At 72.6% G+C, this 12,847-nt stretch carries 13 protein-coding genes; 10 read left to right on the top strand and 3 right to left on the bottom strand.

Going from position 1 to position 12,847, the window contains the following annotated elements; genetic code table 11:
• The 3 genes from moaC to MNZ39_RS12230 form a co-directional block, all read right to left on the bottom strand.
• The coding region (moaC, locus tag MNZ39_RS12220; protein ID WP_242338797.1) for a cyclic pyranopterin monophosphate synthase MoaC at window positions 1-480 on the bottom strand (480 nt) is incomplete at its 3' end.
• Window positions 481-484: 4 nt separating this feature from the next.
• Window positions 485-1,429, bottom strand: a complete 945-nt coding sequence (trxB, locus tag MNZ39_RS12225) for a thioredoxin-disulfide reductase (protein WP_242338799.1) — start codon at window positions 1,427-1,429, stop codon at window positions 485-487.
• Between the two features lie 92 nt (window positions 1,430-1,521).
• Window positions 1,522-2,334, bottom strand: coding sequence for a methyltransferase domain-containing protein (locus tag MNZ39_RS12230; protein WP_242338801.1), 813 nt, complete (start codon window positions 2,332-2,334; stop codon window positions 1,522-1,524).
• A 64-nt stretch (window positions 2,335-2,398) separates the two neighbouring features.
• On the opposite strand from MNZ39_RS12230, the gene MNZ39_RS12235 reads away from it, so the two are divergent.
• The 10 genes from MNZ39_RS12235 to MNZ39_RS12280 all read left to right on the top strand — a co-directional run bounded on the left by MNZ39_RS12235 (window position 2,399) and on the right by MNZ39_RS12280 (window position 12,751).
• Window positions 2,399-3,466: a thioredoxin domain-containing protein gene (locus tag MNZ39_RS12235; protein ID WP_242338802.1), complete on the top strand. Its 1,068-nt coding sequence runs from the start codon at window positions 2,399-2,401 to the stop codon at window positions 3,464-3,466.
• A 104-nt stretch (window positions 3,467-3,570) separates the two neighbouring features.
• A complete protein-coding gene (gene ispG / locus MNZ39_RS12240; protein ID WP_242338804.1) occupies window positions 3,571-4,680 on the top strand; it encodes a flavodoxin-dependent (E)-4-hydroxy-3-methylbut-2-enyl-diphosphate synthase in 1,110 nt (369 codons plus the stop codon).
• Window positions 4,681-4,792: 112 nt separating this feature from the next.
• Window positions 4,793-6,520, top strand: a complete 1,728-nt coding sequence (locus MNZ39_RS12245) for a proline--tRNA ligase (protein ID WP_242338806.1) — start codon at window positions 4,793-4,795, stop codon at window positions 6,518-6,520.
• A gap of 7 nt (window positions 6,521-6,527) precedes the next feature.
• Window positions 6,528-7,643: a DUF4388 domain-containing protein gene (locus tag MNZ39_RS12250; protein WP_242338808.1), complete on the top strand. Its 1,116-nt coding sequence runs from the start codon at window positions 6,528-6,530 to the stop codon at window positions 7,641-7,643.
• 137 nt (window positions 7,644-7,780) lie between these two features.
• Window positions 7,781-8,464: an orotidine-5'-phosphate decarboxylase gene (gene pyrF / locus MNZ39_RS12255; protein WP_242338810.1), complete on the top strand. Its 684-nt coding sequence runs from the start codon at window positions 7,781-7,783 to the stop codon at window positions 8,462-8,464.
• Window positions 8,465-8,704: 240 nt separating this feature from the next.
• Window positions 8,705-8,980: a hypothetical protein gene (locus tag MNZ39_RS12260; RefSeq protein WP_242338812.1), complete on the top strand. Its 276-nt coding sequence runs from the start codon at window positions 8,705-8,707 to the stop codon at window positions 8,978-8,980.
• A gap of 140 nt (window positions 8,981-9,120) precedes the next feature.
• On the top strand, window positions 9,121-9,297 hold the full coding sequence (locus MNZ39_RS12265; protein WP_242338814.1) for a hypothetical protein: 177 nt from the start codon (window positions 9,121-9,123) through the stop codon (window positions 9,295-9,297).
• A 229-nt stretch (window positions 9,298-9,526) separates the two neighbouring features.
• Window positions 9,527-11,296, top strand: coding sequence for an amidohydrolase family protein (locus tag MNZ39_RS12270; RefSeq protein ID WP_242338816.1), 1,770 nt, complete (start codon window positions 9,527-9,529; stop codon window positions 11,294-11,296).
• Between the two features lie 201 nt (window positions 11,297-11,497).
• A complete protein-coding gene (locus MNZ39_RS12275; protein ID WP_242338818.1) occupies window positions 11,498-12,037 on the top strand; it encodes a DUF1697 domain-containing protein in 540 nt (179 codons plus the stop codon).
• Between the two features lie 201 nt (window positions 12,038-12,238).
• On the top strand, window positions 12,239-12,751 hold the full coding sequence (locus MNZ39_RS12280) for a GNAT family N-acetyltransferase (RefSeq protein WP_242338820.1): 513 nt from the start codon (window positions 12,239-12,241) through the stop codon (window positions 12,749-12,751).
• The last annotated feature ends 96 nt before the right edge of the window (window positions 12,752-12,847 follow it).

The following is a 12,847-nucleotide window of genomic DNA, read 5'->3' on the forward strand; positions in this document are numbered from 1 at the left end:
GCGGCCGCGGCTTGCCGGCGTGGGCGCAGGGGCAGCGGCGGCGCCGGCGTCGCGGCGCCAGTGGCCGCTCCGGCCGCCCTTCTTCTCGACGAGCTCCAGCCCCTCGATGCGCATGCCCTTCTCGTACCGCTTCAGCATGTCGTAGATGGTGAGGCACGCGGCGGCGACGGCCGCGAGCGCCTCCATCTCGACCCCGGTGCGGTCCACCGTGCGCACGGTCGCCGAGACGGCGACGCCGCGCGGCCCCGGCTCCGCCTCGACGTCCACGGCGGAGAGGGCGATCGGGTGGCAGAGCGGCACGAGCTCCGGCGTCTTCTTCGCGGCCATGACGCCGGCGAGCCGCGCCGCGGCGAGCACGTCGCCCTTCTCGACGTCGCCGCGCTCGACGCGCGCGACCGTCTCGGCGGACATCGCCACGAACCCGCGCGCGACCGCGACGCGCTCCGTCTTCGGCTTCGCGCCGACGTCGATCATCTTCATCGGTTCAGTCCCAGTTCTCCGTCGCGTGCTCGCCGAGGAACCGCTCCGCGTCGATGGCGGCCATGCAGCCCGACCCGGCCGCGCTGATCGCCTGGCGGTAGCTCGGATCGGCGACGTCGCCGGCCGCGAACACGCCCTTCACGCTCGTCGCCGTCGAGGGGCTCTTCACCTCGAGGTAGCCGACGTCGTTCATGGCGAGCTGGCCGCGGAAGATCTGGGTGTTCGGCTCGTGCCCGATCCCCATGAAGACGCCCTTCAGCGGCAGCTCGCGCGTCGAGCCGTCCTTCGTGGAGCGCAGGCGGACGCCCGTGACCGCCTTGGCGTCGCCCAGGATCTCGTCGATGACGGTGTCGAGCACGAGCTCGATCTTCGGGTTCTTCAGCGCGCGGTCCTGCATGATCTTGGAGGCGCGCAGCTCGCCGCGGCGGTGGATCACGTGGACCTTCGTCGCGTACTTCGTGAGGAAGATGGCCTCCTCCATGGCGGTGTCGCCGCCGCCGACGACCGCGACCTCCACGCCGCGGAAGAAGAAGCCGTCGCAGGTCGCGCACGCCGAGACGCCGCGGCCCTGGTACGCCTTCTCGGAGGGGATCTGCAGCCACTTCGCGGTCGCGCCGGTGGCGATCACCACCGCGTCCGCGGTGAAGAGCCGGTCGTCCTGCCAGAGCTGGAACGGGCGCCGCGAGAGGTCCACGCGCGTCACCTCGCCCATCTCGAAGCGCGTGCCGAAGCGCTCCGCCTGCTTCTTCAGGAGCTCCATGAGCTCGGGCCCGAGGATGCCCTCGGGGAACCCGGGGAAGTTCTCGACCTCGCTCGTGATGGTGAGCTGCCCGCCAGGCTGCATCCCCTCGAAGAGGAGCGGGTTCAGGTTGGCGCGCGCGGCGTAGAGGGCGGCCGTGTAGCCGGCCGGTCCGCTGCCGATGATGACGAGCCTCTCGTGCTGAGCCATGGGTTCCCTCGCTTGGGCGGACGGTTGTTTATCCCCTGAGAGCCCGGGTGTCATGGGGAAGGTTCTGTGCGCGGGGCGGCCCGCGCCACGCGTCAGGGCGCGGCCGAGCGCCGCGCCCAGAGGAAGACGCGCCGGTACGTGTAGAGGAAGGGCCGCGCGTCGCCGAGCGCCTCGAGGAGGCGCGCCCGGTAGCGCTCGAGGAAGCGCGCGTACGCCTCGGGTGGGAGGCGCCGCTCGTAGTCGGTGAGCAGCGTCCCGCGCACCCAGTCGACCACCGCGCCCGGCTCGGGCAGCGGGTGGCCGTAGATCTCCACCCGCACGCGCCGGGCCTCGAGCCCGAGCCGCCAGAGGAGCTGCGCGTAGGCCTCGGGCGCGAGCACCGGGCTCTCGCGCACGAAACCGCCGAGCGACGCGGCGAGGTCCGGCTCGCGCGCGACCGCGCGGGCGATCGCGTGCGACGGGTGCTCCTCGTTCGCGGGGATCTGCAGCGCGAGCTGCCCGCCGGGCGCGAGCAGCGCCGCGAGCCGGGGGAGGAGCGCCTCGTGGTCCGGGGTCCAGTGGAGCGCCGCGTTCGAGAGGACGAGGTCGTACGGCCCGTCGTCCACCGCAGCGAGATCTCCCTGCCGGAAGGCGAGGCCGCCGCCCGCGTGCGTCGCCGCGCGGGCGAGCATCGCGGCGGACGCGTCCACGCCCACCGTCTCGCGCGCGCGGAGCCGCTCGTGCGCGAGGCGCGTGAGCTCGCCCGTGCCGCAGCCGAGATCGACCACGCGCATGGCGGGGCGCGGCTCGACGAGCGCGAGCAGATCGAGGAACGGCGCGCGCCGCTCGTCGGCGAAGCGCGCGTAGCGATCGGGGTCCCAGACGTCGCGCTCGGCGGCGGGCAAATGCGTTGACCTCCTCGGCATTTTGACCGAATCTCCCCGGTTCAAGAGTACCCCCGAAAGCCTATCTCCTCCGGAGCTCCGCCCCATGAAGAGCCGTCACCTCGTCGTCGCCGCGCTCGCGCTCGCGCTCGCGGCGTGCCAGTCACCCCGCCCGGCGCAGCAGGCGTCGAACGGTCAGGCGCAGAAGCAGGACCCGAGCGCGCCCGTCGCCAAGATCGGCAGCCAGACGATCACCGCCGGCGAGCTCGACGAGCTCGTGAAGCGTGACCTCTCCCAGCTCGAGCAGCAGTACCAGGAGCAGAAGTACCAGCTCCGCCGCCAGGCGCTCGAGGCGATGATCCGCAAGCGCATCGTCGAGGAGAAGGCGAAGGCCCAGAACGTCACGCCGGAGGAGATGGTCCAGAAGGAGATCGGCGCGAAGGTGGCCGAGCCCTCCGACGAGGAGGCCCGCGCGCTGTACGACCGCGCCAAGGCCGGCGGCCAGCAGCTCCCGCCGTTCGACCAGGTGAAGCCGGAGATCGTGCGCTTCATCAAGAACCAGAAGGCGCAGGGGCTCCTCGCCGACTACTACGAGCAGCTCAAGAAGGACGCGAAGGTGGAGGTGCTCCTGCCGGCCTACGAGCCGCCGAAGGTCCAGGTGGCGGCGACCGGCCCGGCGAAGGGGCCGCAGGCGGCGCCGGTCACGATCGTGGAGTTCTCCGACTTCGAGTGCCCGTTCTGCGTGCGCGCCGAGGGCACCGTGAAGCAGGTGCTCGACGCCTACCCGGACAAGATCCGGCTCGTGTACCGCGACTTCCCGCTCCCGATGCACGCGCGCGCGCCCAAGGCGGCCGAGGCGGCCCACTGCGCCGAGGACCAGGGGAAGTACTGGGACATGCACGAGAAGCTGTTCGGCTCGGGCAACAAGATCGACGTCCCCGATCTGAAGCGCTACGCGGGCGAGCTGAAGCTCGACCAGGCCAAGTTCGACAAGTGCCTCGACTCCGGCGAGAAGGCGAGCATCGTCGAGGGTCACAAGAAGGCGGGCGAGGAGGCGGGCGTCTCCGGCACGCCGGCGTTCTTCATCAACGGCCGCATGCTGAGCGGCGCCCAGCCGATGGACGCGTTCAAGAAGATCATCGACGAGGAGCTGGCGAGCGCGGGCAAGAAGTAGCCCCCCGTCGAGCCGACGGCTCGGTTTGCACCGCAGGCGGCCGTGCCCTAGATAGAGGGCCGGCCGCCTCGCCTTTTCGGGGCGGAGAGAGAGGACCTCCAGGCATGGGCGGATACGGGCAGGGTGCGGCGGCGACGCTCGGCGAGCGGCGGAGGACGCGGGGCATCCGGGTGGGCAACGTGGCCATCGGCGGCGGCGCCCCCATCGCCGTCCAGTCGATGACGACCACCCAGACCGCCGACGCCGCGGCGACGCTCGCCCAGATCCGCGCGCTCGCCGAGGCGGGCGCGGACGTGGTCCGCCTCGCCGTGCCGGACAAGGACGCGGCGGGGTCGCTCGCCGCGATCGTGCGCGCCTCGCCGGTGCCGCTCGTCGCCGACATCCACTTCGACTACCGCCTCGCCCTCGCCGCGATCGAGGCGGGCATGCACGGCATCCGCCTCAACCCCGGCAACATCGGCGCGCGCGAGCGCGTGCGCGAGGTGGTGAAGGCTGCGCGCGAGCGGCTCGTGCCCATCCGCATCGGCGTGAACGCGGGCTCGCTCGAGAAGGACATCGTCGAGAAGCACGGCTGGCCCACCGCGGAGGGCATGGTCGAGAGCGCCGAGCGGCACATCCGCTTCCTCGAGGACGAGGGCTACCGGGAGATCAAGGTCTCGCTGAAGGCGCACGACGTCGCCATGACGGTGCAGGCGAACCGGCTCTTCTCGCAGCGCTTCGAGTACCCGCTCCACCTCGGCGTGACCGAGGCGGGGACGCTCCTCGCCGGCACGGTGAAGAGCGCCGCCGGGCTCGGCATCCTGCTCGGCGAGGGGATCGGCGACACCATCCGCGTCTCGCTCACCGCCGATCCGGTCGAGGAGGTGCGCGTCGCGCGCATGCTGCTCAAGTCGCTCGGCCTCAAGTTCGGCGGCGCGACGATGACCTCCTGCCCGACCTGCGGCCGCTGCTCGGTCGACATGATCCCCATCGCCGAGCGCGTCGAGAAGCGGCTCGGCACCTTGAAGGGCGAGGTGGCGGTCGCGGTGATGGGCTGCGAGGTGAACGGGCCGGGCGAGGCGGCCGCCGCCGACGTCGGCGTCGCCTACGGCCACAACGGCGTCGGGCTCCTCTTCCGCGAGGGCAAGATCGTGAAGCGGATGAAGGCGGAGGAGCTGGAGGACGCGGTGGTCGCCGAGGCGATCGCGATCGCCTCGAGCCGGACTCAGGGCTGACGGGGGCTGCGCCCCACGCCAAGCCGGCCGCGCGCGCCCCGTGATCATGCCGCCCGGTGATGGCCGCGAGGCGCTGCGAGGCCAGCGCCGAGCGGTGTATAACCCCCGGACCATGCCCGTCGTCAGACTCAGCCAGGCGTTCGTCCCCACCCTGAAGGAAGCGCCCGCCGACGCCCAGGTGGCGAGCCACAAGCTCCTCGTCCGCGCCGGCTTCATCCGCCAGCTCGGGGCCGGCATCTACGACTACCTCCCGCTCGCGAAGCGCACGCTCACCAAGATCGAGGCCATCGTCCGCGAGGAGATGGACGCGATCGGCGGCCAGGAGTTCTTCCTGCCGGCGCTCCACCCCGCCGAGATCTGGAAGGAGTCGGGCCGCTGGGAGGTCATGGGCGACAACATGTTCCGGCTCAAGGACCGGAAGGGCGGCGACTACTGCCTCGGCATGACGCACGAGGAGATCTTCACCGCCATCGCCCGCGACGAGCTGCGCTCGTACCGCCAGCTCCCGCAGGTCTGGTACCAGATCCAGACCAAGTTCCGTGACGAGCCGCGCCCGAAGTCCGGGCTGCTCCGCGTCCGCCAGTTCACCATGAAGGATGCCTACTCGTTCGACGTGGACCGCGCCGGGCTCGACAAGAGCTACGAGGACCAGCGGCGCGCGTACGAGCGGATCTTCACCCGCTGCGGCCTCGACTTCGTGGCGGTGCAGGCGCACTCCGGCGCGATGGGCGGCAGCGAGTCCTCCGAGTTCATGGTCCGCACCGAGGCCGGCGAGGACCTCGTCGCCGCCTGCCCCAAGTGCCGCTACGCGGCCAACACCGAGACCGCCACCTCGCGCCTCCCGGCCGAGCAGGACGGCGCCGGGCTCCCGAAGCCGGAGAAGTTCGCGACGCCGGGCGTGGTGACGATCGAGTCGCTCGCGGCGCCGCCGTACGGCGTGGCGGCGACCCGCCAGCTCAAGACGCTCGTGTACGTCGGCGACGAGAAGCTCGTCGTGGCGGTGGTGCGCGGCGACCAGGAGCTCAACGAGGCGAAGCTCCAGACCGCCACCGGCGCGCAGGTGCTCCGCCCGGCGCACGCCGAGGAGATCCCGCCGCTCATGGGCGCCCGCGCCGGCTCGCTCGGCGCGGTCGGCTTCTCGAAGGTCCACGTGTTCGTGGATCCCTCGCTCGCCGACCGCAGGGACATGGTCACCGGCGCGAACGAGGACGGCTTCCACCTGCGCGGCGTGGACGTGCGCCGCGACGTGCTGACCGGCCCGCACGCGAAGCTCGCGGAGCTCCGCACGGTGCGCGCGGGCGAGGGCTGTCCCCGCTGCGACGGCACGCTCGACGTGTTCAAGGCGCTCGAGATCGGCCACATCTTCAAGCTCGGCACCAAGTACTCCGAGTCGATGAAGGCGACCGTGCTCGACGCGGACGGCAAGGCGGTGCCCATCGTGATGGGCAGCTACGGCATCGGCGTGGAGCGGATCATGGCCGCGGCGATCGAGCTGCACCACGACGAGAACGGCATCCGCTGGCCGCTCTCCATCGCGCCCTTCCAGGCGACGGTGCTCACCCTCGGGCCGGAGCCGGAGCTGAAGCAGGCCGCGGACGAGATCGTGAAGGCGCTCTCGGACGCGGGCCTCGAGGTGCTCCACGACGACCGCGAGGAGCGCGCCGGCGTGAAGTTCAAGGACGCCGACCTCGTCGGCATCCCGCTCCGGATCGCGGTGGGCAAGAAGGGCCTCGCCGAGGGCAAGGTCGAGTGGAAGCTCCGCGGCGACAAGGCCGTGGAGCTCGTGCCCGTGGGCGAGGTGGCGCGCCGCGCCGTGGAGCGCGTGCGGGCCGGGGGCTAGGCCGGTCATGCGCGCGCGGCTCACGGTCGGGCGCGAAGGCGAGGTCCTCGTGCCTCCGCGCGAGGCGGAGGCGCTCGGGCTCGGCGGCGGCGGGGAGGTGGACCTCGTCTCCGCGCGCGGGGCGTTCGCGCTGCTCGTGCCGGCCCGCGCGGACGCGCCGCGCGCCTGGTTCGCGGGCTCGCTCGGCGCGCTCACCGTGCCCGAGGTGATCCAGTTCGTGTTCACCTCGCTCAAGACGGGCGTGCTCCTCCTCGCGTTCGGCGAGGACGCGTCGCGCGCCGCCCCCGACGCCCCCGACCGGCTGCGCCGCAAGAGCATCTACTTCCGCGACGGGCAGGTGGTGTTCGCGTCGTCGAGCGATCCCGCCGATCGCCTCGGCGCGGTGCTCAGGCGCGAAGGGCTCGTCCCGGACGAGGAGCTCGAGCGCTGCGCGCGGCTCGCGCGCGGCGGGCGCCCGCTCGGGCAGGTGCTCGTGGACGAGGGCGCGCTCGGCGCGGGGCAGCTCTACGAGGGCGTGACGCGCCAGGTCCGCGAGATCGTCCTCGGCGCGTTCGTGGAGACGACCGGCGAGTTCGCCTTCCTGGAGGGCCCGGTGGACGACGCCACCGCGGTGAAGCTCCCGGAGCGCACGCGCGAGCTCCTCCTCGCCGGCATGAAGCGGCTCGAGGAGGTCGAGGCGGCGCGCGCGGCCACGACGCCCGGGCCGGGCGAGCCGGAGGTCACGATCGAGATCGCGCCTCCCGAGCCCGCCGCGCCCGCGCGCGCGAGCGGTCCCTTCGAGACGTACCGGCGCATCTTCCTGCGCGTGCACGCCGCGCTCGTCGCGGCCACGCCCGACGCCACCGCCCGGCTCAACGGCTACCTCGAGCAGCTCCCCGAGAAGCGCCGCGCGCCGTTCGAGGGCGTGCGCGTCGCCGAGGACGGCGGCGTGGACGTCGGCCAGGTGCTCGGCAACGTGAGCGCCGCCGGCGCGTTCCGCGGCGCGGCGGCGCGGGCGCGCGCGCTCGAGGCGCTCGACGAGCTGCTCGCGTTCGCGCTGTTCGAGGCGAAGAGCCGGCTGCCGCGCGAGCGGGCCGAGGCGCTCTTGCGCGAGGTGGGGCGGATGCAGGTGGGGAAGGGGTAGCGCCGGTTCGGAGGGGTGGGCCCTCGCCGCTCGTCCCTCGGCGGGCGCTCGGCGAGCGGACTGCACGCCGCTCGAGCCACGAGTGGGCACGGCTCGAGGAGCCGTCGGGAACGTTCGCACAGGGAGGAGCCAACAGCATGCAGCCGAAGGATCGCATCTGCGCCGCCGTCGACTTCCCGTCCTGGTCCGCCGCCGAGCCGTTCGCACGCGCGGTCGCGCCGGAGGTCGGCATGCTCAAGGTCGGCCTCGAGCTGTTCGTCGCCGAGGGCCCGCCGGTCGTGCGCGCCGCGGCGGCGCTCGGGAAGCCGGTGTTCCTCGACCTGAAGCTCCACGACATCCCGAACACCGTCGAGGGCGCCGCGCGCTCCGCGGCGGCGAGCGGCGCGTCGCTCCTCACCGTGCACGCCTCCGGCGGCGCCGAGATGGTCCGCGCCGCGGTGCGCGGCGCCGGCCCGGGCGTGCGCGTGCTCGCAGTGACCGTGCTCACGAGCCTCGACGCGGCGGCGCTCGCCGCCATCGGCCTCGCCGGCCCGCCCGAGGACGCGGTGGTGCGGCTCGCGAAGCTCGCGGTGGGCGCGGGCGCGGGCGGCCTCGTCTGCTCGCCGCACGAGGTGGCCGCGGTGCGCGCCGCCGTCGGGCCTGGCCCGCTCCTCGTCATCCCCGGCGTCCGTCCCGCGGGCGCGGCGAGGGGCGATCAGGCTCGCGTCGCGACGCCCGCGGAGGCCGTGCGCGCCGGCGCGGACGTGCTCGTCATCGGGCGCCCGCTGCGCGAGGGCGGCGATCCGGCCGCGGCGGCGCGGGCGATCGCGGGGACGCTCTAGCGCGGTTCGAGCCGTGGCCGACGGCGGACCGATCTCCCAGGTCAACGTTCCGACGCCGCGGCGTAACTCGGGGCGGAACCGAGCTCAGCGGACTAGGTTTGACGACGTGACTCGTGCGCGGCCATGCCCGCGAGGCAGGCAACGGCTCGGCGTCCCGGCGTACGGCGGTGCGCCCGCAACATCTGCGAACGCGTCCCCGCGCACGGGCGAGCGCACGAAGATGGGCAGAGGGAGGACGCCATGAGGCAGAGGATCGTCTCGGTACCGGACATGATCTTGATCGCTGGAACGCGCGTCGTGCTGGGCGCCGGGATCGGGCTTCTCCTGTCCAGGAGGCTCAGAGGAGGCGTGCGCGAGGGCGCGGGCTGGGCGCTCCTCGCGGTCGGAGCCCTGACGACCATCCCGCTGATGATGAAGCTCCGGACCGCGGCGCTCGATGGGGAGCGGGGCCGAACCGCCGGCGAGTGGGCGCCGGGCGAGACCTCCGCCGCGACCGCGGTGCACTCGCCGTCTTAGGGCTCCCTGACGCGCCGTTTCGGCTCGGGAAGCCGGCCCATTGCTCAGGTGAGTCGGAAGCCGTTGCTCGTGCGATGGCGGCGGAGGTCTCGACCCCCCGTCGGCATCGCCTGCGCCCGAGCCGCGTGTATGATTCGCGCATGCCCACCGCGCCCGAGCTGCTCACCGCCTCCAAGATCGCCGTCCAGCTGAAGGTCTCCGACGCGAAGGTCAAGAACGCCATCGTGGCGCTGAAGCTGAAGCCGGCCGCGAAGAAGGGGCCGTGCAACTACTACGCGGCGTCCGACGTCGCGAAGATCAAGAAGGCGCTCGGGTAGACGGCATCGCCCGTACACTCCGAGGGAGCCGCGTAATCCGGAGGGTGAGGCGGAAGCGTCGAAGCGCCTGTCCGTGAGGACGCGCGCGCACGTGCTCGACCTCGCGCGGCGAGCCGGCAACCCAGGAGATCAGCGCGCCGACGAGGTCGTCGGCGCCGGTTCCGTGTCCGCCGATCGGCGGAACCCCACCGTCGTTGCGCGCGTCCGGTCGCCCCGTAAGGAATGCGGCATGCGCTTCGTTCGGGCCCGGCGCAGACTCCTCCTCCTCGCGCTCCTCGCGCTCGCCGCCTGTCGCTCGGCCCGGCCGTCGGCCGGGGCCGGCGCGAAGGCCACGGAGTCGGCCGCGCCGGGACGCGATCACGCGCTGGTCGTGCGCGGCCACGTCATCCTCCCCGACGGGACGGCGATCGACGACGGCGTCGTCGTGATCGAGGGGAACCGGATCGTGCGCGTCGGTTCGGCATCGGACGTGGCGGCGCCCCCGCACGCCGAGGTGGTCGGCGGGCCTGATCGGTGGGTCATCCCTGGCCTCATCGACGCGCACGTCCACTTCTTCCAGTCGGGCAGCATCTACACACGGCCCGACGGCGTCGACCTCACGGCCCGGATGCCGTACGCGCAGGAGCGGGCCGCGATCCGGGCGAAGATCGACGATGTGTTCCGCCGGTACCTGCGGAGCGGCGTGACGGCGGTCGTGGACATGGGGGGGCCGGAGTGGAACTTCGAGGTACGCGAGCGCGCCGCGAGGTCGCCGCTTGCCCCGCGCGTGGCGGTCGCCGGCCCGCTCCTGTCGAGCGTCGCACGCCCCCAGCTCGCGCTGGACGATCCGCCAATGGTCCAGGTGACGGATCCGGATGGCGCACGACGCGCGGTCCGGGCGCAGCTCCGACGTCAGCCGGACCTCGTGAAGCTGTGGTGGCTCGTGCCGAAGGGCGCCACGCCCGAAACGTGGCGCGCCGTCGCGCAGGCGGCCATCGACGAGGCCCACGCGGCGGGTGCGCGCGTCGCGGTCCACGCGACCGAGCTGGAGACGGCGCGCCTGGCGCTCCTCGCCGGCGCCGACGTCCTCGTGCACGGCGTACGCGACGCGCCGCTCGACGACGCGATCCTGGCGCTCGCGCGCGACCGACGCGTGCCGTGGGTGACGACCGCCGTCGTCGGCGAGGGATACTACGAGTTCCTCACGCGCGCGCCTCGCCTCTCACGCGCCGAGGTGGAGATCGCCGATCCGTTCATCGTCGCGACACTCCTCGACCCCGTCGAGCTTCCCCCCGACCTCGTGGCGCGCGCCCGTGAGCGCGGGCCGTTCGGGCCGTACCAGCTCGAGAACATCCGGCGCGAGCGCGACGCCGGTGTCCTGGTCGTCGCCGGCAGCGACGCCGGGAACCCCGGGACGTTCCACGGTCCGGCGATCCACCGGGAGCTCGAGCTGCTCGTCCAGGCAGGGCTCACGCCGGCGGAGGCGCTCGCGGCCTGCACGGGGAGCGCCGCGCGCGTCGTGAGCCGGTTCGCGGACCTCGGCGCCATCGAGCCCGGCAAGCTCGCCGACCTCGTCGTGCTCGAGGCGAGCCCGCTCGCCGACATCCGCAACACGAGCCGCATCGCGCTGGTCGTGAAGGACGGGCGTGCCCTCCGCCCCGACGAGATCCTCCCGCGCACGGCCGTGGAGGTCGTGCAGATGCAGCTCGACGCGTACAACGCCCAGGACCTCGAGGCGTTCCTCGCGACCTATGCGGACGACGCGGCCGTGGAGAGCGCCGCCGAAGGCAGGACGCTCTCGGCGGGCAAGGCGTCGCTGCGCGAGCGCTACCGCGACCTCTTCGCGAAGCACCCGCAGAACAGGGCTCGCGTCGTGGAGCGGAAGACCGAGGGAGACCGGATCGTCCTCGACCACGAGATCATCACGGGTCGCGCCCCCGACAAGCCCGATCCGTGGGACGTGGGGTGGGTGCGCTACGAGGTCGAGGGCGGGCTCATCCGCAAGGTCATGCTGCCCTGACCTCGCCCCGCAGGTGATCGCTGCGCCTCCGCCCGAGAGCGCCGCGCATCATTCGGCGGGAAGAACTCGAGATCGTCCCCGGAGCGGGCGACCCACGGCAGATGCGGGCGCGGAGCGGGGCGACCCCGTCATCTCGCTGCCGGATGAGCCTTCGACAAGTGGAAAGTGGAAGGTCTTGACCCCTCTCTTTATGACCTTTCGATGGCGCTGGTCGTCTTCCTTCGAGGGGTCAATGTCGGCGGCTACAGGACGTTCCGCCCGAGCCTCCTCGCGAGAGCGCTGAGCAAGTACGACGTCGTGAACGTGGGCGCGGCGGGCACGTTCGTCGTTCGCAAGCCCGGCTCCCGCGCCAGGTTCCGCGCCGACCTGCTCCGGAAGCTGCCCTTCGAGGCGGAGGTCGTCCTCTGCGACGGGCGCGAGCTCATCCGCTTCGAGACGGAGAATCCGTTCGAAGCCGAGCCGGCACGCGCCGACGTCGTACGATTCGTGAGCATCCTCTCGAAACCTCGCCGCGTCCGGGCCTCGATTCCGTTCGCTCTTCCGGCGGACGGCGAGTGGTCGTTGCGCGTGATCGCGTCGAGGAAACGCTTCGTCTTCGGGCTCTACCGCCGTCACATGAAGACGATCGGCTATCTCGGCCAGCTCGACAGGCTGCTCGGGGCGACGGTGACGACGCGGAACTGGAACACCATCACGGCCGTGGTGGGGATCCTGAAGGGCCAGGCGAGGAACTTCCGCTGACGAGCGGGCCCGTCGCCGATCACGCACAGGCGACCGCTTCGTCCTGCGCCGAACGAGCGTCGGACAAAGTGGAAGGTCTCGACCCCCCCGCCGACAGGAGGGCGGCGGCGTGCGAAGCGGCCGACATGATGACAAGCCGCGAGCGGTCTGCGATGAGTTTGAGAGCGGGGAACAGCGGCCGCCCGCCGGCGAGGTGCAAGCATGGACATTCCGACGCTCACGACGGAGCGCCTCATCCTGCGGCCGTTTCGCGAAGGCGACCTCGACGCGCACGCCGCGATGAACGCGGACGCCACGGTCATGCGGTACATCGGCGAGGTCCAGGATCGCGCCGCGGCGTTCCGCACACTGTGCGCCTTCATGGGCCACTGGTATCTCCGCGGCTACGGTCCGTGGGCCGTGGAGGAGCGCGCCACGGGCGCGTTCGTCGGTCGCGCCGGCCTCACGCGGTTCGAGCCCTGGACGGACGTCGAGGTGGGGTACGCGCTCGTCCCCTCCGCGTGGGGGAAGGGCTACGCCAGCGAAGTGGCCGCGCGGTCGCTGCGCTACGCGCACGAGGTCGTCGGCGCTCGAGGCGTCACGAGCCATATCCTCGCCGGGAACGCGGCCGCGGTGCGCGTGGCCGAGCGGCTCGGGGCGAAGTACGCGTACGACGCCGACCAGCGGGTGAAGGACACGCTCGTACGGGTGTACGTCTATCCAGACGCGCGGTGATGCATCCCACCCCTTTCGCGCGCGCCCAGCCGGCCAGCGAATTCTCGCGCATGTCCTCCCGCCGCGCGGCGGTTATGGGTACCCCCTCTGCGGAGG

This window comes from Anaeromyxobacter sp. SG66 (assembly GCF_022690805.1).
Classification (GTDB): domain Bacteria; phylum Myxococcota; class Myxococcia; order Myxococcales; family Anaeromyxobacteraceae; genus Anaeromyxobacter; species Anaeromyxobacter soli.